General features: G+C 58.9%; 20 protein-coding genes and 1 tRNA gene. 9 read left to right on the forward strand and 12 right to left on the reverse strand.

The features are described from left to right. Positions 1–43 precede the first annotated feature (43 nt). The 4 genes from ACM6J5_RS25505 to ACM6J5_RS25520 all read left to right on the forward strand — a co-directional run bounded on the left by ACM6J5_RS25505 (position 44) and on the right by ACM6J5_RS25520 (position 2489). The gene (locus ACM6J5_RS25505; RefSeq protein ID WP_414929564.1) at positions 44–1327 is read left to right on the forward strand and encodes an aspartate aminotransferase family protein; all 1284 of its coding nucleotides are present in this window, start codon (positions 44–46) and stop codon (positions 1325–1327) included. Between the two features lie 251 nt (positions 1328–1578). Continuing rightward, on the forward strand, positions 1579–1935 hold the full coding sequence (locus tag ACM6J5_RS25510; RefSeq protein ID WP_414929599.1) for a type II toxin-antitoxin system RelE/ParE family toxin: 357 nt from the start codon (positions 1579–1581) through the stop codon (positions 1933–1935). Then, the gene (locus tag ACM6J5_RS25515) at positions 1928–2248 is read left to right on the forward strand and encodes a helix-turn-helix domain-containing protein (RefSeq protein ID WP_414929565.1); all 321 of its coding nucleotides are present in this window, start codon (positions 1928–1930) and stop codon (positions 2246–2248) included. Before ACM6J5_RS25510 ends, ACM6J5_RS25515 begins: the two co-directional genes overlap by 8 nt. 82 nt (positions 2249–2330) lie before the next feature. Continuing rightward, positions 2331–2489, forward strand: a complete 159-nt coding sequence (locus ACM6J5_RS25520; RefSeq protein WP_003228885.1) for a YqaE/Pmp3 family membrane protein — start codon at positions 2331–2333, stop codon at positions 2487–2489. Positions 2490–2615: 126 nt separating this feature from the next. Here the strand turns inward: ACM6J5_RS25520 and ACM6J5_RS25525 are convergent, their stop codons facing one another. The 10 genes from ACM6J5_RS25525 to ACM6J5_RS25570 all read right to left on the reverse strand — a co-directional run bounded on the left by ACM6J5_RS25525 (position 2616) and on the right by ACM6J5_RS25570 (position 13615). Continuing rightward, positions 2616–4442 carry a prolyl oligopeptidase family serine peptidase gene (locus ACM6J5_RS25525; RefSeq protein ID WP_414929566.1) on the reverse strand — a complete coding sequence of 609 codons (1827 nt, stop codon included), beginning with the start codon at positions 4440–4442 and terminating at the stop codon, positions 2616–2618. Further along, positions 4408–5580, reverse strand: a complete 1173-nt coding sequence (gene pqqE / locus ACM6J5_RS25530; RefSeq protein ID WP_414929567.1) for a pyrroloquinoline quinone biosynthesis protein PqqE — start codon at positions 5578–5580, stop codon at positions 4408–4410. Before pqqE ends, ACM6J5_RS25525 begins: the two co-directional genes overlap by 35 nt. Then, positions 5552–5827 carry a pyrroloquinoline quinone biosynthesis peptide chaperone PqqD gene (gene pqqD / locus ACM6J5_RS25535; protein WP_090451769.1) on the reverse strand — a complete coding sequence of 92 codons (276 nt, stop codon included), beginning with the start codon at positions 5825–5827 and terminating at the stop codon, positions 5552–5554. The genes pqqE and pqqD overlap by 29 nt, the downstream gene beginning before the upstream one ends. Then, the gene (gene pqqC, locus ACM6J5_RS25540; protein ID WP_414929568.1) at positions 5824–6576 is read right to left on the reverse strand and encodes a pyrroloquinoline-quinone synthase PqqC; all 753 of its coding nucleotides are present in this window, start codon (positions 6574–6576) and stop codon (positions 5824–5826) included. Before pqqC ends, pqqD begins: the two co-directional genes overlap by 4 nt. Positions 6577–6717: 141 nt before the next feature. Next, the gene (gene pqqB / locus ACM6J5_RS25545) at positions 6718–7629 is read right to left on the reverse strand and encodes a pyrroloquinoline quinone biosynthesis protein PqqB (RefSeq protein WP_150672018.1); all 912 of its coding nucleotides are present in this window, start codon (positions 7627–7629) and stop codon (positions 6718–6720) included. Between the two features lie 77 nt (positions 7630–7706). Next, complete coding sequence (gene pqqA / locus ACM6J5_RS25550) at positions 7707–7781, reverse strand: pyrroloquinoline quinone precursor peptide PqqA (protein ID WP_003444522.1); 75 nt, start codon at positions 7779–7781, stop codon at positions 7707–7709. Between the two features lie 167 nt (positions 7782–7948). Further along, entirely contained in the window at positions 7949–10378 is a 2430-nt protein-coding gene (gene pqqF, locus ACM6J5_RS25555) for a pyrroloquinoline quinone biosynthesis protein PqqF (protein WP_414929569.1), read from the reverse strand. Positions 10379–10426: 48 nt separating this feature from the next. Further along, the gene (locus ACM6J5_RS25560; RefSeq protein ID WP_414929570.1) at positions 10427–11221 is read right to left on the reverse strand and encodes a carbon-nitrogen hydrolase family protein; all 795 of its coding nucleotides are present in this window, start codon (positions 11219–11221) and stop codon (positions 10427–10429) included. A gap of 12 nt (positions 11222–11233) precedes the next feature. After that, the gene (locus ACM6J5_RS25565) at positions 11234–12931 is read right to left on the reverse strand and encodes a flavin monoamine oxidase family protein (protein ID WP_150672015.1); all 1698 of its coding nucleotides are present in this window, start codon (positions 12929–12931) and stop codon (positions 11234–11236) included. 222 nt (positions 12932–13153) lie between these two features. Beyond that, a complete protein-coding gene (locus ACM6J5_RS25570; RefSeq protein ID WP_007980298.1) occupies positions 13154–13615 on the reverse strand; it encodes an Lrp/AsnC family transcriptional regulator in 462 nt (153 codons plus the stop codon). Positions 13616–13743: 128 nt separating this feature from the next. On the opposite strand from ACM6J5_RS25570, the gene ACM6J5_RS25575 reads away from it, so the two are divergent. Then, on the forward strand, positions 13744–14424 hold the full coding sequence (locus ACM6J5_RS25575) for a peptidase M41 (protein WP_414929571.1): 681 nt from the start codon (positions 13744–13746) through the stop codon (positions 14422–14424). Between the two features lie 88 nt (positions 14425–14512). On the opposite strand, the gene ACM6J5_RS25580 is transcribed toward ACM6J5_RS25575, so the two are convergent. Next, entirely contained in the window at positions 14513–14812 is a 300-nt protein-coding gene (locus ACM6J5_RS25580; RefSeq protein ID WP_414929572.1) for a DUF3077 domain-containing protein, read from the reverse strand. A 558-nt stretch (positions 14813–15370) separates the two neighbouring features. Between ACM6J5_RS25580 and ACM6J5_RS25585 the strand changes: the two genes are divergently transcribed. Further along, positions 15371–15736 (forward strand): type II toxin-antitoxin system RelE/ParE family toxin, encoded by a 366-nt coding sequence (locus tag ACM6J5_RS25585; protein ID WP_150672013.1) that lies wholly within the window; start codon positions 15371–15373, stop codon positions 15734–15736. Beyond that, a complete protein-coding gene (locus tag ACM6J5_RS25590; RefSeq protein ID WP_008051594.1) occupies positions 15729–16034 on the forward strand; it encodes an XRE family transcriptional regulator in 306 nt (101 codons plus the stop codon). Before ACM6J5_RS25585 ends, ACM6J5_RS25590 begins: the two co-directional genes overlap by 8 nt. A 74-nt stretch (positions 16035–16108) precedes the next feature. Here the strand turns inward: ACM6J5_RS25590 and ACM6J5_RS25595 are convergent. Beyond that, a tRNA-Leu gene (locus ACM6J5_RS25595) sits at positions 16109–16183 on the reverse strand. Between the two features lie 127 nt (positions 16184–16310). Between ACM6J5_RS25595 and ACM6J5_RS25600 the strand changes: the two genes are divergently transcribed. Next, positions 16311–17624: a tyrosine-type recombinase/integrase gene (locus tag ACM6J5_RS25600; RefSeq protein ID WP_414929573.1), complete on the forward strand. Its 1314-nt coding sequence runs from the start codon at positions 16311–16313 to the stop codon at positions 17622–17624. Beyond that, positions 17624–18097 (forward strand): hypothetical protein, encoded by a 474-nt coding sequence (locus ACM6J5_RS25605; RefSeq protein ID WP_414929574.1) that lies wholly within the window; start codon positions 17624–17626, stop codon positions 18095–18097. Before ACM6J5_RS25600 ends, ACM6J5_RS25605 begins: the two co-directional genes overlap by 1 nt. Positions 18098–18122: the final 25 nt, after the last annotated feature.

Genomic DNA, 18122 nt, shown 5'->3' on the forward strand with positions numbered 1-18122 from the left:
TTTACATAGGTAAGGCAAAAAACCTCATCAGAGGTTTTGTCAGATGAGTCTGTTCAGTCTGCGCCGCAGTCCTCCCAGTCTTGATGATCTGGTCATGGACGCCTCCCGGCCATCCCAAGGCGTTAACCTTTCCAGCGGGTACTTGATGCCCAGTGTCGAACGGCCGAAACAGGTGTTTGTGCGTGGCCAGGGTTCATGGTTGTGGGACAGCGATGACCGTGCGTACCTGGATTTTTCCCAGGGCGGCGGGGCCAACAGCCTTGGTCACAGCCCTTCGGTATTGGTCAATGCAATCACTGCGCAGGCTCAATTGCTGATCAATCCGGGTTTCGACCTGCATAACCGCGGCATGCTCAGCCTCGCCGAACATCTGTGTGCCAGCACCGGCAGTGATCAGGCCTGCCTGCTCAATACCGGCAGCGAAGCCTGTGAGGCGGCGATCAAACTGGCGCGCAAATGGGGTCAACGGCATCGCGGCGGTGCGTCGAGAATCATTGTGGCCAACAACGGTTGTCACGGCCGGAGCCTGGCGACGATTTCGGCGTCGGACAGTTCGACATTGACCAACCGATTCGAGCCGCAATTGCCAGGCTTCAGTCGTGTTCCGTTCAATGACCTGCCAGCGCTGCATGCGGCCGTGGATGAACGGACCGTGGCGATCATGCTCGAGCCGATCCAGAGCGAAGCCGGCGTGATCCCGGCCACCGCGCACTACCTCAAGGGCGTCGAACGCTTGTGCCGTGAACTCGGCATTTTGCTGATCCTTGACGAAGTGCAAACCGGCATTGGCCGTTGTGGCACCTTGCTCGCGGAACAGTCCTGCGCCGTCACGGCGGATATCGTCGTGCTCGGCAAAGGCTTGGGCGGCGGCGTGCCATTGGCCGCGCTGCTGGCGCGGGGCAAGGCTTGCTGTTTCGATATTGGCGAGGTGACAGGCACTCATCACGGTAATGCGTTGATGACCGCGGCGGGACTTTCGGTGCTCGATACCGTGCAGGACAAGGCTTTCCTCAAACACGTCGCACAAGCCGGGCAACACCTGCGTGAAGGCTTGGGGCGTTTGGCCCATCGTTACGGTCACGGCGAGTTGCGCGGACAAGGGCTGCTTTGGGGGCTGACGCTGTCGGACGACTCCGCTGACGCGGTGGTCAAGGCCGCGCTGTACGAAGGCTTGCTGCTAAATGCCCCACAACCCGACTGCCTGCGCTTTACCCCTGCGCTCAATGTCAGCAACGCCAACATCGATGAAATGCTCCTGCGCCTGACGCGGGCCTTCTCCCGAGTACGCACCGCGCAGTTGCAGTGCCGCAAAGGGATTGCCGTCTGATCAGACGCGCCCTGCACACATTCCAGAACCGTCTCGCGGTAATACGCACGCCTCACGCCCGACACTTTTGGCGTGGGGCGTTTTTTTGTGGCTGGTCTTTTCCAAAGGCAATTTCGGCTTGAGCGGTTAGCACATCAATGGCTTTCTAGCGTGCATCGGCAGGGAGTGCCGGTGCCAGCGAAACGGTATTGCTGTCGCGTTGGTTTTGATTTCTGTACCACTGAGTGGTATGTTTTATGGAAGGGATGCCGATGTCACCAAGGCTGTTCAAGACAAAGCGCTTCGCAATGCAGGCTGCCAAGGCCTGGATCGGTGATGACGAACTCTGGGAGGCATTCACCGAAATGCTCAATGGTCAGGCTGACAATTTGGGCGGTGGGGTCTGGAAGAAGCGTTTGAATGCCAACCGCCATCGCTCGATTATTCTGGCGAAGGGCGGTGCTCATTGGGTCTATCAGTTCCTGTACGCAAAGAAAGATCAGAGCAATATCAGTCCCAGGCATTTGCTCGACTTGCGAGAGTTGGCCAAGACATATGGTGGACTGACCGAAATGGAAATTCAGCGCTTGCTGGATGCAAAGGAGTTTGTGGAGATACCAAATGAGTAAAAAATTCAAAAGTGAGCTATCGGAATCGATCCACGAATCGGCCAGTGCCTTGTACGCCATCGGTGCAATCAGCAAGGCGACCATGCGTGAGTTCGATGAGTCTTGTCTTGCAACGGTACCGGATGCAATTCCCGCGCAAGAGATCAAGGCATTGCGTGAGCGCAACAATGTCAGCCAACCGGTGTTCGCACGCTACCTGAACACCAGCGCTTCCACGGTCAAGCAATGGGAAGCCGGGGATAAGCACCCCAGTGGCATGGCGTTGAAGTTGCTGAGTGTCGTGCGCAAACACGGCCTGGAGATACTGGCCTGAGGAATCGGGCTGAACCCTGACAAACGGCACAGGTCGATTAGCTGTAGGCTCGAACGAATTCACCCCAATCAGGAGCTGCCCCATGGACTTTATTCGCATCATCATCGCCATCCTGTTGCCGCCACTGGGTGTGTTTCTGCAAGTAGGATTCGGCGGGGCGTTCTGGCTGAATATTCTGCTGACGTTGTGCGGTTACATTCCGGGGATCGTGCATGCGGTATACATCATCGCCAAGCGCTGAGTTGAGCGTCGGCAGGTAAATCGCATTCGCGAGCAGGCTCGCACAGGTTCTGTGGCGTGCACAAATCCTGTGGGAGCGAGCCTGCTCGCGATTGAGGCGCCACCGTTTCGGCAATGAGCGCGGGCTTCAGTCCATTGAATCCATCACCCGCCGATAAAACAACCACTCCTGTTCCAGCGCATGGGCCTGATTGCCGGCCTTGCGAAAGCCATGGCGTTCATCGGCGTAGTAATGCGCTTCGACCAGGATGCCGTTGTCCTGCAATGCCGTGACCATGTCGCGGGTCTGTTGCGGGACGACCACGGCATCCAGTTCTCCTTGAAAGAAGATCATCGGCACGCGGATGTTGCCGGCATGCAACAGTGGTGTGCGGGCGGCGTAACGTTCGGCATCCAGCTGCGGATCGCCGATCAGCCAATCCAGATAGTCGCTTTCGAATTTGTGGGTCGCGCGGCCCAGCGCCACCGGGTCGCTGACCCCATACAGACTGGCGCCGGCGCGGAACACGTTGTGAAAGGCCAAGGCGCAGAGGGTGGTGTAGCCGCCGGCGCTGCCGCCGCGGATGAACGCTTTAGTGCCATCGATCAAACCACGCTCGGCGAGATGGCTGACCACCGCACAAGCGTCTTCGACATCCACATCACCCCAGCTCATATGCAATGCCTGACGATAGGCCCGGCCATAACCGCTGCTGCCGCGATAGTTGAGGTCGGCCACGGCGAAGCCCCGCTGTGCCCAGTACTGGATACGCGGATCTAACATCGGGTAACACGCCGAAGTCGGGCCACCATGGACGAACACCACCAATGGTGGTTTCGCCTCGCCGGTCATCGCCGGGTAGAAGAAGCCGTGGGCTTCGCCTGAGCCGCTTGGGTAGCGCAAGGTTTGCGGGCGGCTGATCTGTTCGGGAGCAAGCGGCGCGATGCCGCCGGCCAGCACTTGTACTTGCCGGCTCTGGCGGTCGATGGCGATCACGGCGGTTGAACTGACGGGCGATACCGCGATGCAATAGATGAACCGCTCATCCACGGCGAGATGGCGGAAGCGGCTGTAGTCGCCGGTGAAGTCGGCGCTGGAATCGCCGCCTATGCCCAATCGGCCAAACCCGCCTTCGGTCCAACTGGCCAGATAATTGTCGTCGCTCAGCGGCAACCAGGTGCTGCCGCCGAGTTGCCAGGGCGCGGGGCCATGGTCGGCGGTCGCACTTGGCAATGGGCTCAAGCCTTTTTCAGATTCTTTCCATGGCTGCCAGTAACCCGCGCGATCCGTCAGGCAATACAAGCACCCGCTGGCATCAAACCGCGGTTGTTGCACTGACTCTTGAACGCCGTCGCCCGCCACACAACGAGCCTCGGCAAAGCCGCCGTTGGCGAGGCGTTCGGCAACCATCAAGCGGGTCGCTGTCCATGGCTGATCCGGGCGACTCCATTCGATCCAGGCCAGACGCCGGGCATCAGGGCTCAGCGTTGGTGCGGCGTAGAAATCAGCACCTTCGACCAGCAGGTGACGTGCGCCATCGAACAGATCGATCGCCACCAGTCGGTGTTGATCGCGATGTTCCTCGACCGCCAGCACCTGGCCGTTGGCGAACTGCAGATCGCCAAAACGGCATGCCCCGGACGTCAGCCTTTCGGGCGCTTCGCCTTGCAAGGATTGTCGATACAACTGCTGGTCGGCCTCGTTGACGAAAACGATGCCGTCATCCGTCAGACAAAACGCGCCGCCGCCATATTCGTACACCCGACTGCGCACGCTGAACCCCGGTGGCGTCAGGCATTTCGCTGCATCGTCGCGCCAATGCCAGATCCGGCACGCCGCGTCTTCGGGGCGGTACTCGTTCCAGAACAGGCCCTGCCGACCGACCTGCAGTTCGGCAAAGTCGATACCGGCGGCCACGGCTTTGGCAGCGCTGAAAGGTTCAGCTTTTGGCGATGAGGCGTGAGTTTCGTTCATTGCGAAAGGCCAGTTGGTCGATGGTCTGAGTGGCGTTCTCGGCTTCTTCGCGGGCCTTGAGGATCACGCCGTGTTGTGGCGACTTGCTGCACACCGGGTCGGCGTTGCTGGCATCACCGGTGAGCATGAACGCCTGGCAGCGGCAGCCACCGAAGTCTTTTTCTTTCTCGTCACAGGAGCGGCACGGCTCGGGCATCCAGTCGTAGCCACGAAAGCGGTTGAAGCCGAACGAGTCATACCAGATGTGCTGCATGCTGTGATCGCGCACGTTGGGAAACTGCACCGGCATCTGTCGGGCACCGTGACAGGGCAGGGCGGTTCCGTCTGGCGTGACCGTCAGAAAAATACTGCCCCAGCCGTTCATGCAGGCTTTCGGGCGTTCTTCGTAATAGTCCGGCGTGACGAAAATCAGCTTGCACGGATGCCCTTCGGCTTCCAGTTTGGCTCGGTATTCATTGGTGATGCGTTCGGCGCGCACCAGTTGCTCTTTGGTTGGCAAAAGCCCGACGCGATTGAGTTGTGCCCAGCCGTAGAACTGGCACGTAGCGAGTTCGACGAAGTCCGCCTCCAGGGCGATGCACAGCTCGATGATGCGGTCGATCTGGTCGATATTGTGCCGATGGGTGACGAAGTTCAGCACCATCGGATAACCGTGGGCCTTCACCGCCCGGGCCATTTCCAGTTTCTGCGCAAAGGCCTTTTTCGAACCGGCCAGCAGGTTGTTCACCTGCTCGTCGCTGGCCTGGAAACTGATCTGGATGTGATCGAGACCGGCCTTCTTGAAGTCGCTGATTTTCTGCTCGGTGAGGCCGATGCCGGAGGTGATCAGGTTGGTATAGAAACCCAGTTTGCGGGCCTCGGCAATCAGTTCGGCGAGGTCCTGGCGCACCAGCGGCTCGCCACCGGAAAAGCCGAGCTGCGCCGCGCCCATCTCTCGTGCTTCGCGAAACACCTTGATCCACTGTTCGGTGCTCAGCTCTTTGCCTTGCTCGGCGAAATCCAGCGGATTGGAGCAGTACGGGCATTGCAGCGGACAGCGATAGGTCAGCTCGGCGAGCAGCCACAGCGGCAGGCCGACCTCGGGTTTGGGCGGTACTTGCACCGATGAATCAGGCAAGTTCGATCCAGTGCTGCGCACGGGCAACCTCCATGAATTGCTCGATGTCGTCACCGAGCTCGGGCACGCCGGGGAACTGTCGGTCGAGCTCATTGATGATGGCCGCGACATCCCGCTCACCGTCAATCAAACCGCCGATCAACGCGGCGCTTTCATTGAGCTTGATCATGCCTTCCGGGTATAGCAGCACATGGCCTTTTTGCGCCGGTTCGTACTGGAAACGGTAGCCGGGACGCCAGGTCGGGGTCTTGCTGCGATCGAAACTCATAAGGTGATTCCTTTGTGCCAGACCCGTTCCCCGGTCACGCTGTGATACGGCGGGCGTTTCAGTTCGTAGGCCATGCTCATGGCATCGAGCATGCTCCAAAGAATGTCCAGCTTGAACTGGAGAATTTCCAGCATGCGTTCCTGGCCTTCACGGGTGGTGTAGTGCTGTAACGTGATCGCCAGACCGTGCTCGACATCACGCCGTGCCTGGCCCAGGCGCGTGCGGAAATACTCGTAGCCGGTGGGGTCGATCCACGGGTAATGCTGGGGCCAACTGTCCAGGCGCGATTGGTGGATTTGCGGGGCGAACAGTTCGGTCAGCGAGCTGCTCGCGGCTTCCTGCCAACTGGCGCGGCGGGCGAAATTGACATAAGCGTCCACGGCGAAGCGTACGCCGGGCAGCACCAGCTCCTGGGAACGCAATTGATCCGGGTCGAGGCCCACGGCCTGGCCCAGGCGCAGCCAGGCTTCGATGCCGCCGTCTTCACCGGGCGCACCGTCGTGGTCGAGCAGGCGCTGAATCCACTCGCGGCGGATCTCGCGGTCCGGGCAGTTAGCGAGGATCGCCGCGTCCTTCAGGGGGATGTTCACCTGATAGTAGAAACGGTTGGCGACCCAACCCTGGATCTGTTCGCGGCTGGCCCGGCCTTCGTACATCGCCACGTGATAGGGGTGATGGATGTGGTAATAGGCGCCCTTGGCGCGCAGGGCCGCTTCGAATTCGGCGGGGGACATCGGGGTGTCGGTCATGGCGGTTCTCCGGTGTACAACCGTTGAAATCTTTGGTGCCTGAGCTGGCCTTATCGCTAGCAGGCTAGCTCCCACAGTTGAAACGCATACCTCTGTGGGAGCTAGCCTGCTAGCGATAGACCGCACAGCGGTCTCGGCTACTTACAACACAATACTCATGCCGTCATACGCAACTTCCACCTGGCGCCGATCCAGTTCTGCGCGCTCCGGCGAATCCTCATCAAGAATCGGGTTGGTGTTGTTGATGTGGATAAGTACTTTGCGCTGGTTGGGCAGTTGCTCCAGCACTTCAAGCATCCCACCGGGGCCGTTCTGCGCCAGGTGTCCCATCTCGCGCCCAGTACGAGTACCGACGCCGCGCCGCCGCATTTCATCGTCATCCCACAAGGTTCCATCCACCAGCAGGCAATCGCTGCCGGCCATGATTTCCAGAAGCGCATCATCCACCTTGCCCAGGCCCGGTGCGTAGAACAGTTTGCCGCCGGTGTTGAGGTCTTCGACGATCAGGCCGATGTTGTCGCCCGGATGCGGGTCGAAGCGATGCGGTGAGTAGGGCGGCGCGGCACTGCGCAAAGGCAGCGGGGTGAAGCGCAGGTTCGGGCATGTCGGTACGCTGAAGCTTTGGTCGAGTTCGATACGATTCCAGGTCAGCCCGCCATTCCAGTGGTTGAGCATGGTGAACAGCGGAAAACCGGTGCTCAGGTCTTCGTGGACCATGTCGGTGCACCAGACCTGATGCGGGCAGCCTTCGCGCAGCATGAGCAGGCCGGTGGTGTGGTCGATCTGGCTGTCCATCAGGATGATCGCGCCGATCCCGGTATCGCGCAGGGCGCGGCCCGGTTGCATCGGGGCGAAGCTCTGGAGTTGGGCGCGGATGTCCGGGGAGGTGTTGCACAGCACCCAGTTCACGCCATCGTCGGAAATCGCGATGGACGATTGCGTCCGTGCCTTGGCCCGCAGGCTGCCGTTGCGAAAGCCCGCGCAGTTCACGCAGTTGCAGTTCCACTGGGGGAAGCCGCCGCCGGCAGCGGAACCTAGAATCTGGACAAACATGGACGCTCCATCATTTCAACGCTGAAAATAAAACGCCTCGGATAACCGAGGCGTTAGCTGCAGTCTGCCTAAGCAGATTAGCGGCTGGCGAAGTACATGGTGACTTCAAAGCCGATACGCAGGTCGGTGTAGGCAGGTTTGGTCCAGGCCATAAGTTGAACTCCTTCAAGTGGGGTGGGACAGCGCTATCTATAGGTATAGTCCACCTCAAATCAGAGATGTTCCAGATAGTTAGGCTAGTTAGGCGGCTATGTTACTCAAAATTTCAAAGGGATTGTCCGTGAAACTTTGAGAAAGCTCCTTGCAGCCTCGGTAATGATCATTTTGCCGCTTGCCACGGCGTACCTGGGGCAAGACTGTTGGCAAGACACAGCCTGCCACCCTCGGCCTGATTCAGGCGTCGGGCCGCAGCCAGTAGAGCGGTCCGGTCAATGCGCACAATGGCCTCGGGCAAGCGCGTCAGATAATCCGACGAACGGCCGGCCAGCTTGCCCTGCCAGAGCAATTCGGCCGCTTGACCCGTGGTGAGCGCAGCGCTGGAAAACTGATCCGCCAGGGCTTGGCGTTGAACGTTGAAAGCGGTGTCGTCGAGTGCGTTGATCAGTTCCGGCAATCGATTCAGGAATTGCTCGATGTGTTGCAGCAACTCCACCGGCGCAATGTTTGGCGATTGCACACCGAACAGCAGCCCGGTTTGCCCGTGAATCTGCCGCAGGGCGTTGAACACCGCATAGCCGAGTTGAAGTTCCACCCGCAGGCGTTGGTAGAAGGGGGTCTGGCAGACATGCGCGAGCAAACGCCACGCGGCTTCGTCGGCCATTTCCTGGGTGGCTGTCGGACAGAACAGCAGCAAGGCGTGTTCGCTGGAAGCGGTATCGACAGTGCTCCATAGATGCTGTGTAAGGATCGACGAGGGCGGCGTCAGTTGATTGTCCGGCGCGCCGGGTATGCGGCTCAAGGCCAGGCCCATGGCTGCTTGAGTCTGAGCCGATAACCCGATGGCCAGCCCATCCCATCGCGCACTCGACCAGAGTTGCTGCACATCGTCCGAGTTCGCGGCGTGCCCGAGGCAGTGATCGGGCAATGCCTTGAGCAGTTGTCGAATCGGTATCAACGCAACGCTGGTCGATTCGGCTTGTGAGACGGCGGCATCAGGTTTTGTCAGTTCTTTCAGCACATGCTCCAGGATGCTGGGCATCGGCTCCTGTAGCCCGTTCAGTTTGAGCAGCCATTCGTTGCCCGACGCACTGAAGGAAAAATCCACACCGGCCTGACGCGCGTCTTCGCGCAACGGTTGCAGGTGGTTTTCCAGCCGTGATTGAAGGTGGCTGCCGGGAGTCGAGTCCAGACGCCAGCGCAGATAAATCGCACCTTCAGCACCGTTGTCCGGCCATGCCTGGCTGAAGTGCATTGGCGAACGTTCACGACGGCTGCGCGAGCGATCCTGGGCAAAAGTGCGCAGGCCGCGGTGGGCGCTGGTCTGGCCGCGAATCAATCCGGCGTTGGCTGTTGGTGCTTCGGAGTGCAGGAAAGGGTTGAGTGCCGGCAGTTGCCATGGGCCGCTGAAGTTATCCACCGTGCCGATTTGTTGGAGAATTTGCGTGAGGGCTGTAACACCCGGCTCGGATAACCCGACTTCGCGTTGTTCGCTGTCCAGTCGGGCCAGTTGCAAGGCGCTGCTGATTTGCTGCTGGCGCTGGAGCAGGGAGGCGTACTCTGCGCGCAATCGGTCCCAGTCTTGCTTGGCAAAGAACCTGAGCCAGTCCAGCAGGCGTTCGCGGATGCCTGTTGCCGAGTCGGCGGCGGGCAGGGTGAATTCGATATGCAGCAAAGCTTGCCCGGCGAACTGGTACAGCGGTTGGGCTTTCAAGTGATCGGCCAGCCCGCGCTCGCGCAGGTCCACCAGCAAGCCCCCGGTTTTAGCCTGGTTCAGCCAGTGGCACAGGAACGCCAACGCTTCTGCAGAACGGTCGGGCAGTGCTTCGAGAGCAAACAGCAGCTCCAGACGTCGTTCGCCAGCCTGTTGATAACTTTTATCCGGCGTATCCATCAACGATATCGGCGCTTGTTGCGTGACTGTTTCGCCTGTGGCGATGACGCTGCCAAAGGCTTCGGCGATTGCCTTCAACTCATTGAGGCTCTGCGGTCCGACCAGGCTCAGGGTCATTTGTCCGGTCTGGTAAAAGTGCTGATGAAAATCCTGCAACGCCTGCTGAAACTCAGTTTGCTCTACCGGCAGACTGTCGCGATTACCAGCATGAAAACCTCGTAGCGGATGAGCCTCGGCCAGGCCATTGAACAACGAGAACTGCTGCTGCGCTGTCGGATCCTGCGACCACGCGACATATTCCGCGTGCAGCACTTCCCGTTCCCGCAGTTGATCGTCCGGATTCATACGCGGATGGGCGAGCATGTCTGACAGACGCTCCAATCCACCAACGAATGCTTGAGGCGGCAATTCGAAAAAGTAGTCCGTGGTGCGTTCGCTGGTCCGCGCGTTTACCTGGCCGCCATGACTCTGGACGTAGGCCATCAACCCTTTCTCGGCAGGAAAACGCTCAGTCCCCAGAAACAGCAGATGCTCAAGAAAGTGCGCCAGGCCGGGCCACGCCAGCGGCACATCATGGCTGCCCGCGGCGACCCGCAACGCTGCTGCGCAGCGCTTCAAATTCGGGACGTGACGCAGCGTCACCCGCAAGCCGTTGGCCAGGGTTTCAGTGTGGGGGTGAAGGGGATTCGGCGCGGGCATGGGCACTTCCAGAACAGTGAAGTGCCAATGCTAGCGGATTAGAGTGAGTCAGCGCTTGTTCAAGTCGCCGTAAAGCTCGGGACGACGATCGATCAGGTAGCGATTGGCGGCGCGGGAATCAACCATCAACTGACGATCCAGCTCACCGACGATCAATGCTTCATCCAGGCCTGCCTGGGCGATACGGCTGCCATCCGGTGCGGCGATGCTGCTCTGGCCGCAGTAGTGGATGTCGCCTTCATGGCCGCAGTAGTTGGCGTAAGCCACATAGCATTGGTTTTCGAAGGCGCGGGAGCGCACGGTGACATCGGCGACGAAATCGAACGGAATCATGTTCGCGGTCGGCACCAGAATCAGCTCGGCACCGGCCAAGGCCAGACGTCGGGCGTTCTCCGGAAACTCCAGGTCGTAGCAGATCAGGAAACCGAGTTTCCAGCCGTTGAGTTCAACGACGGGAAACTCATCGGCACCTGCGCTGAACATCGAGTGATCCAGATCGCCGAACAGATGGGTCTTGCGGTAATTGCAGATGCGCTCGCCGTTAGCGTCGATCAACTGCACGGCGTTGTAGATCTGCCCGTCCTCGGTGCGCTCGGGATAGCCATACAAAATGGCGATCCCGGCCGCCTTGGCAATGCGCGCAACCTGCTGCGCCGATTCACCGTTATGCACCTCCGCCAGCACGCTGACGGCATCGACACCAATGTTGTAGCCGGTCAGGAACATCTCCGGCAGCACCAGCAGATCGGCGCCTTTGGCTTCCAGCGCCAACTGATGCAGGCGTTGCAGGTTGCCGGCGACATCCAGCGGCAGCGGTGGACATTGGTAAAGGGCTACGCGCATTTCGGAATCCTCTTACTCGGGCAGGGCGATCGGTCCGATCTCGTTGAATACATCTCCTGGACCCGGATTCTCGGCGTGAGTTGCACCGCCGAAGTGTTTCATGATGCCCCACACCGCGTTGAGCGAAGTTTGTACCGCGCCCTCAACCCAGGCCGGCGTCCACGAAACGTCGTCACCGGCGATGAAAATCCCGCGCTGCTCGACTGGCATGTCGTCTTGCATGAAGTGCGCATACATGCGCTGGTTGTAGCGGTAGTGGCCGGGTAGCGCACCTTTGAACGCGCCGAGGAAATGCGGGTCGGCTTCCCACGAAACGGTGATCGGATCGCCGATGATCCGCGCGGCGATATCGACTTTCGGGTAGATCTTCTTCAACGCATCCAAGGCCAGCTTCACGCGTTTTTCCACCGGCTGCGGGAGCATTTTCAGCGCATCGCTCATCCACGAGTACGACAGGCAGATCACTCCCGGCTTGTCGTTGCCGTTGTCGAACTTGCCGTTTTCAAACAAGTACGTGCCACGGGTCAGGCGGTCGGTCAAGGTCATGCTCATCAGGTCGCGGCCGGTTTCCGGATCCTTGTCCTTCCAGAACGGGCGGTCGACCATCACGAAAGTTTTAGACGACTGCATGTAGCGGGTACGGTCCAAAGCCATCCACATTTTTTGCGAGAACAGGCTTTCGTCGCATTCGATCTGAGTGGTCAGCAGCCAGCTCTGGCAGGTGGTCAACACGGCCGCGTATTCGCGGGTGTCGCCCCAGTTGTCGGTGACGGCGAAACGGCCGCCCGGCGCGTGGGCAATTTTCTTCACGCCGGTGCGCGGTGCGCCGTTGTGCAGCGAGCTGAGGCTGGTGCCGGCCGGCCAGTGCGCGCAACGCTCCGGCACATGGCGCCAGATGCCCTGTGGCACCTGCTCCACACCGCCAACCACCAGGTGCTGGTGATCGTCGCAGTTGGTCATGACGACGCGGAAGATTTCCAGCATCGAGTTCGGGAAGTCCGAATCCCAGCCGCCGGTGCCGAAACCGACCTGGCCGAACACTTCGCGGTGATGGAACGAGAGCTTGGCGAAGGCCTTGGAGGTGGCGACGAAATCGTAGAAGGTGCGGTCGTCCCACAGCGGCACCAGGGTGTTCCACAGTTCCTTGAGGCGCGGCACGTCGCGGTCGCGAATGGCTTGCTGGATATCGGCGAACTGCGAGCCGGCTTCCAGGGCATCGGCCCAGGCGTCAGCCACTTCCTGGAACAATGCAGGAAGATCCGACAGCTTCTGTGCGTAATGGGTCTGACCTTCGAGGTCGATCACTGTGCTGCCCGACGCGGGTGTCAGCGGGTTAGGGAAAGGTTTGGTTTCCAGACCCAGTTTGTCGACGTAGTGATAGAACGCGGTGGACGACACCGGGAAGCGCATCCCGCCCAGTTCGGCAATGATGCCTTCGGCGCCATTGAACGCCTGGGAGCGCAGGCGGCCGCCCATTTTCGAGGCTTCGTAGACGACCGGTTTCAGGCCCAGCTTCATCAGCTCATACGCCGCCACCAGGCCGGCAATCCCGCCGCCGACAATCGCCACTTCGGCACCGTGATTGTGCTCGGGAATGCTGCCCAGCCCGGCCGGGTGTTCGATCCAGTCGTCGAAGGCGAAAGGAAAGTCCGGGCCAAAAATGGTGATTGGCTTTTTACCGTCTGCAGGATGGCGATTGTTCTTGTTCATGGCTGACCTTGCTGGCGACCCGACGCGGAATGCGCATCTGAGTATAGGAAAAGATGCCAGCCATTCTAGAGAGCACGGAGCACGTTAATAAGACGCAAAGTGTCGTCGTTTTGCTAGTTAATTGATCAAAGTGACGATCTGTCGATACATACTGCTCACTGTAGGAGCGAGCCTGCTCGCGATAGCGTCAGCTCAGACACCCATGAAACCTGAATTGGAATGTCAAACCGGCTGCCCCCGATCAATCTTGCTACTCAAGATGATCGACGTCGTGGTCTTCTCCACCCCATCCACACTGCCAATCTGATCCAGCAACTGATCGAGTTGCTCCGGCGAATCGGTGCGCAACCACGCCACATAATCAAATTCGCCACTCACCGCACACAACTGCTGCACCTGCGCCATCGCGCTCAGGCGTCGCAACACTTCCTTGCCGGAACGCGGTTGCACGGTTATCCCCACATACGCCTGCAACCCGCCATCCACCACACGCTGTCCAAGGCGCACGCCGTAACCGGTGATCACCTTGGCCTTTTCCAGCCGCGCCAGGCGCGAAGTGACGGTGGTACGGGCGATGCCCAGTTGTCGGGCGAGCATGGCCACGCTCTCGCGGGCGTTGATCTGCAGGGCGGCAATCAATTGGCGGTCAATTTCATCGAGAACAGGGGGGCGAGTGTCGGGCAACGGCGTGGCTCCAGAGGCGTGAATCAATGGTCCTGCATGTTACAGGCTCGTTCGACGCGACGCTTGTGGCCGAAAGAGAGTAGGCAATCGACTAAGATTGATGCTGTCTAGGGTGAGAGGCCAAGGACATGACAATAAAGCTGCCTGCCGCTGTACGGGACCGTGCATTGCAGATCGCCCATCACGAAATGGGGCACTACGTGGTGGCCCGCGCCCTGGGATTTGAAACGGGTGGGGTGAGCCTGACAGTGACCATGGACCTTAGACATAAGGGGGGGGCCTCCATCAACTTGGTGCGGTCAATTTTGTCGATGGAAGCCATGAAGGAATACCTGGAAGCCCGGATGATGGTGCTCCTGGCTGGCGCAATGGCGCAGACCCTGCCTTCAAAACCTTTAGCCGCAAAACGCGTCGATAAGCGGCAAGCGACAGCCATCCTCAAAGGCGAGCAGGGGGCGGAACAGGATTACGCAAAAGTCAGGGAGCTACAGCACCTGCTGCGTAATATCCTCTACCCCGATACCGATCCAGCGTCGTCTGAACGCATAGCGGCGCAGCTCAAAGCGATGACTGATCGCGTGTGGGATCGGACGCAACAAATCATCGAGGATCAGGCCGGGACGATTGCCGAATTGGCCGGGGCGCTGGTGGACGGGATGGTCATTGTGGAGCAGTGGGGGCGGGCGGCGGATACGTATGAGGTTGTGTTGACGGGGCCGATGCTGGAGCGGTTGCGGGCAGTGCAGACCATCCCTTCGTTACGTGTTTGGACTGACAGTTGCAGTGATGTCGTCCAGCACTGCAAATAACGAAGGGTCGAAGAGGCCGGCTCTATCAGTTCCAAAAAGGGAACGCCCAGTCCCTTTTTGGGAGTTTTCCGGTCCTGTGAACAGTGTTCTATTGATCTGCATCCGCTCTTGATTGAACAGGCCTTCGCGTCAGCACTTTCACCACATCATCAATCACCGCTTTGCTCATCGTCGTCAGGTAATGAGCGGCCCAAGCGTGGCGGTCGGAGTCTTGGGCGTAGGCGGCGTCCACGGTGAGGGACTTGGCGAGGAACAGCAGGTCGGAGGCTTGGGCCAGGGCGTCGGCGATGGGGACGTCGCGACAGACGTGAAACAGAGGTTGATCCGAGAGATACAGGAAAGGGGTGAAACCGACGGTTTTTAGTTCTGAAGGTGTGGATGTGTTCATATTCAAACTCCTAATTTTTTAAGGCGCTGTCACATTCGTTTCCAAGCGAATGGGTGGCAGCTGCGCGCAGGTTGGAAAACCGGGAAATTAGGAAACCGGCACGCCCGAAGACGTCCCGCGCACAGCTGCCATAACTCAAAATTCAGGTGGGCAAACTGTTGCGTCCAATTTCGACGGGTTTCCAAGCCCGATCACTGATTGGTCAGCGACGTCCAGAGACTATCCCGTCGAAGAAAAGCGCAACAAGGCGGCAAAGTGCCCAAAAGCAAGGTTCGGAGTTTGCCTACAAGGTTTACGGACGTCATCCGATATTGCGACACCCTCTGTAAACGAAGACTGGCGCAACGAGCGACTTTCCAGGCCGGTGCATCCTCTGAGTAGTTGAGCCAAACGCCCGGTTCCCGTGTTGTCGTGAGGGCACTGAAGCAATTGGCAAAACGGCAAACTCTCTGCCAGCAACCATCGTTAACAATTGACAGAGAAATCAGGGTGGTTGGGCACCTCTGAAACTCATACATTTATTCCTTTGAGGTTATATTCCTTTGGTGGCATATTTGTATGAAATGGGACGTCGAATACACGGATGAATTTGAGGCCTGGTGGGATCACCTGAACGAGGCCGAACAGGACTCGGTTCAGGCCACGGTGATGTTGCTGGGCGAGGATGGCCCACACTTGGGTTTTCCACATACCAGCGATATCAAGGGTTCACGGCATGGCAACCTTCGTGAGTTAAGGGTGCAGCACGCTGGCAGGCCTTACCGTGTGCTGTACGCGTTTGATCCACGGCGCAGCGCGATTCTGCTGATTGGCGGTGATAAAACCGGCCAGGAGCGTTGGTATTCGGAACAGGTGCCACTGGCCGAACGTCTCTACGACGAGCATTTGGAAGCATTGAAGAAAGAGGGCTATGACAATGGCTAAAAAATTTGCTGATTTGGTGGCACGTCGCTCTCCAGAGTCTCAAGCGCGTGTTGAGGCCTTGCATCAGAAGCTACGAGCACAAATGCCGCTTCACGAATTGCGCCAGGCGCAAGCGTTGAGTCAGGACACACTGGCCAGGACACTGCATGTCAACCAGGCGGCGATCTCCAAGATGGAGCGGCGAACGGACATGTACATCAGTACTTTGCGCAACTACATCCGCGCCATGGGTGGCGAGTTGGAAATCATCGCCACTTTCCCCGAGGGCCAGGTAAAGATTGAAAACTTTGCCAACTGAACGATTAAAAAATGGCTCAACTGTTTTGGGCTATTCAAATACGCAAAAGCCGCGCATTGCGCGGCTTTCTTGTTTGGTGGGCCCACACGGACTTGAACCGTGGACCAAAGGATTATGAGTCCTGCCAAATGACTATCCATAAATACCCCGAAACGTTGATAGAATATGGCATATAGTCCAGTAATAGCTGGGCATTACCATTCGCTTTTGTTGATCTGCATCCCGATCTATCTTGGTCGAATGCTTACAAAGTGATTACAAAGATTCGGGGGCGTTATGGGGCAGAAGAAGCGATTCGGGCTGACGGTTAAACGCATTAATGACCTGATGCCGCCAGCCGCTGTCGGTGGTCAGGATTTCTACTGGAGCGCCGATCAGGCAGGGTTGGCTATCCGCGTAACTGCGGGCAAGAAGGCATTCGTCTGGCAAGGCCGCTACATGGGCAAGGTTGTTCGGATCACCATCGGTGACTGGCCGGGTAAGAGCATCGGCGATGCCGAGAAGGTGGCGCGCACGTTTCAGGCCGAGCTGGATCAAGGCCGCGATCCCCGGCAATTGAAGAAAGACAACGAGGCAGCTGCCGTTGCTGTGGTTGAGCAGGCCCGCTTGGAGACGGTCACGCTAGCCGATGGTTGGACCGACTACCTTGCCGACCGTCGTTCGCACTGGGGCGATGCTCATTACCAAGACCATGTGCAGCTGGCCAAGGCCGGTGGCGAAAAGCGCAAGCGCGGTGCCGGTGAAACGGTCGCCGGTCCGCTGCATTCGCTGATGGGGCTGCCATTGTCGGCACTGAGTGGTGCCGCGCTGGAGCGTTGGGCAGCACAGGAAGGCGCCACTAGGCCTACTCGCGCAAGGCTGGCCATGCGTTGTCTCAAGGCCTTCCTGCGCTGGGCCGCTGATGAGCCAAAGTATCAGGCCGTGGTGGCTGGCGATCAGGCCATCACCAAGCGCGCCAAGGATCGTTTGGGGCGCGCAGAGGCAAAGCAGGGCTGTCTGCTAAAGGAACAGCTGCCAGCGTGGTTTGCTGCTGTGCGTGGCACCGACAACCCCGTTATCAGTGCCTACCTGCAAACGCTGCTGCTGATTGGTTCGCGCCCCGGCGAGCTGTTGGCTTTGAAATGGTCGGACATTGATTGGAGGTGGCACAGCCTGACCATCCGCGACAAGGATGCCAGCAAGGGTGGCCGTGACGGCACCCGAACAATTCCGATGACGCCCTATGTCGAACGCCTGCTGAGTGATCTGCCACGGCGCAATCAATGGGTATTCTCAAGCCCTGCCAGCGCAACCGGGCGCATATCCGAAGCCAATCACGCGCTTGACCGCGCCTGTGCTGTTGCCGGTGTGTCGGTAACACCGCATGACCTGCGCCGTTCGTTTGTGAGTCTGTCGGAGTGGTTGGAGTTGCCATCCGGAGTTATCGCGCAGATAGGAGGCCACAAGCCAAGTGCTACTCAGGAGCGGCATTACAAGGTGCGTCCATTGGATTTGCTGCGCCTTCATCACGAACGCTTTGAGTCGTGGATGTTAGAACAAGCAGGCCTGCCAGTACCGATCAGTAATGGTCAGCGCTTGAGGGCTGTGTGATGAGCGAGCGGAAGCGGCGAAAGGTCGATCTGCGTATCGCCAATGCGGGAGTCCAGCTGGAATTGCCGCTCGGAGAAGACGGCAAGCTACCTCGCGAGTGGCTGCGTTTCCAGTCACTTGGCTTGTTAGTCAGTATGTGGTGGCGAGTCGAAGCACAGCTTCGCGAAGGGAAAGCTATCAGGCCTTACGACGCCAAAGCGCTTCACCGGCTGATGATGCTACTAGTGAATGATCGGCGAGGGCCGAAGCTATTGGTTGCGATGCAAGAGCATCATCGTCGGCGGCTTCAAACTGATCTGAATTTATTAATTGCCCTCGACGCTTTTGATAAGGCGAAGGCTAATGAAGAAGCGCCGGATCTTTCTGAAGCCGAAGAGCGGCAATTTAGACGCCAGATCGTACTGCTGAAGAAGCATGGGGTGGTTAAACGGCGAGGTGAGCGGACGACCACCCCACAGGGTGGGTGTCCGTGACATCAACGAACTTGTGTGAATAATG

Origin of the sequence: Pseudomonas sp. IT-P74, assembly GCF_949768175.1 — a bacterium.
Taxonomy (GTDB): domain Bacteria; phylum Pseudomonadota; class Gammaproteobacteria; order Pseudomonadales; family Pseudomonadaceae; genus Aquipseudomonas.

Bases quoted from the DNA above. Each gene is read 5' to 3' on its own strand.
- ACM6J5_RS25505 (WP_414929564.1), top strand. From the start codon at position 44: ATGAGTCTGTTCAGTCTGCGCCGCAGTCCTCCCAGTCTTGATGATCTG.
- ACM6J5_RS25510 (WP_414929599.1), top strand. From the start codon at position 1,579: ATGTCACCAAGGCTGTTCAAGACAAAGCGCTTCGCAATGCAGGCTGCC.
- ACM6J5_RS25515 (WP_414929565.1), top strand. From the start codon at position 1,928: ATGAGTAAAAAATTCAAAAGTGAGCTATCGGAATCGATCCACGAATCG.
- ACM6J5_RS25520 (WP_003228885.1), top strand. From the start codon at position 2,331: ATGGACTTTATTCGCATCATCATCGCCATCCTGTTGCCGCCACTGGGT.
- ACM6J5_RS25525 (WP_414929566.1), bottom strand. From the start codon at position 4,442: ATGAACGAAACTCACGCCTCATCGCCAAAAGCTGAACCTTTCAGCGCT.
- pqqD (WP_090451769.1), bottom strand. From the start codon at position 5,827: ATGAGTTTCGATCGCAGCAAGACCCCGACCTGGCGTCCCGGCTACCGT.
- pqqC (WP_414929568.1), bottom strand. From the start codon at position 6,576: ATGACCGACACCCCGATGTCCCCCGCCGAATTCGAAGCGGCCCTGCGC.
- pqqB (WP_150672018.1), bottom strand. From the start codon at position 7,629: ATGTTTGTCCAGATTCTAGGTTCCGCTGCCGGCGGCGGCTTCCCCCAG.
- pqqF (WP_414929569.1), bottom strand. From the start codon at position 10,378: ATGCCCGCGCCGAATCCCCTTCACCCCCACACTGAAACCCTGGCCAAC.
- ACM6J5_RS25560 (WP_414929570.1), bottom strand. From the start codon at position 11,221: ATGCGCGTAGCCCTTTACCAATGTCCACCGCTGCCGCTGGATGTCGCC.
- ACM6J5_RS25565 (WP_150672015.1), bottom strand. From the start codon at position 12,931: ATGAACAAGAACAATCGCCATCCTGCAGACGGTAAAAAGCCAATCACC.
- ACM6J5_RS25575 (WP_414929571.1), top strand. From the start codon at position 13,744: ATGACAATAAAGCTGCCTGCCGCTGTACGGGACCGTGCATTGCAGATC.
- ACM6J5_RS25580 (WP_414929572.1), bottom strand. From the start codon at position 14,812: ATGAACACATCCACACCTTCAGAACTAAAAACCGTCGGTTTCACCCCT.
- ACM6J5_RS25585 (WP_150672013.1), top strand. From the start codon at position 15,371: ATGAAATGGGACGTCGAATACACGGATGAATTTGAGGCCTGGTGGGAT.
- ACM6J5_RS25590 (WP_008051594.1), top strand. From the start codon at position 15,729: ATGGCTAAAAAATTTGCTGATTTGGTGGCACGTCGCTCTCCAGAGTCT.
- ACM6J5_RS25600 (WP_414929573.1), top strand. From the start codon at position 16,311: ATGGGGCAGAAGAAGCGATTCGGGCTGACGGTTAAACGCATTAATGAC.
- ACM6J5_RS25605 (WP_414929574.1), top strand. From the start codon at position 17,624: ATGAGCGAGCGGAAGCGGCGAAAGGTCGATCTGCGTATCGCCAATGCG.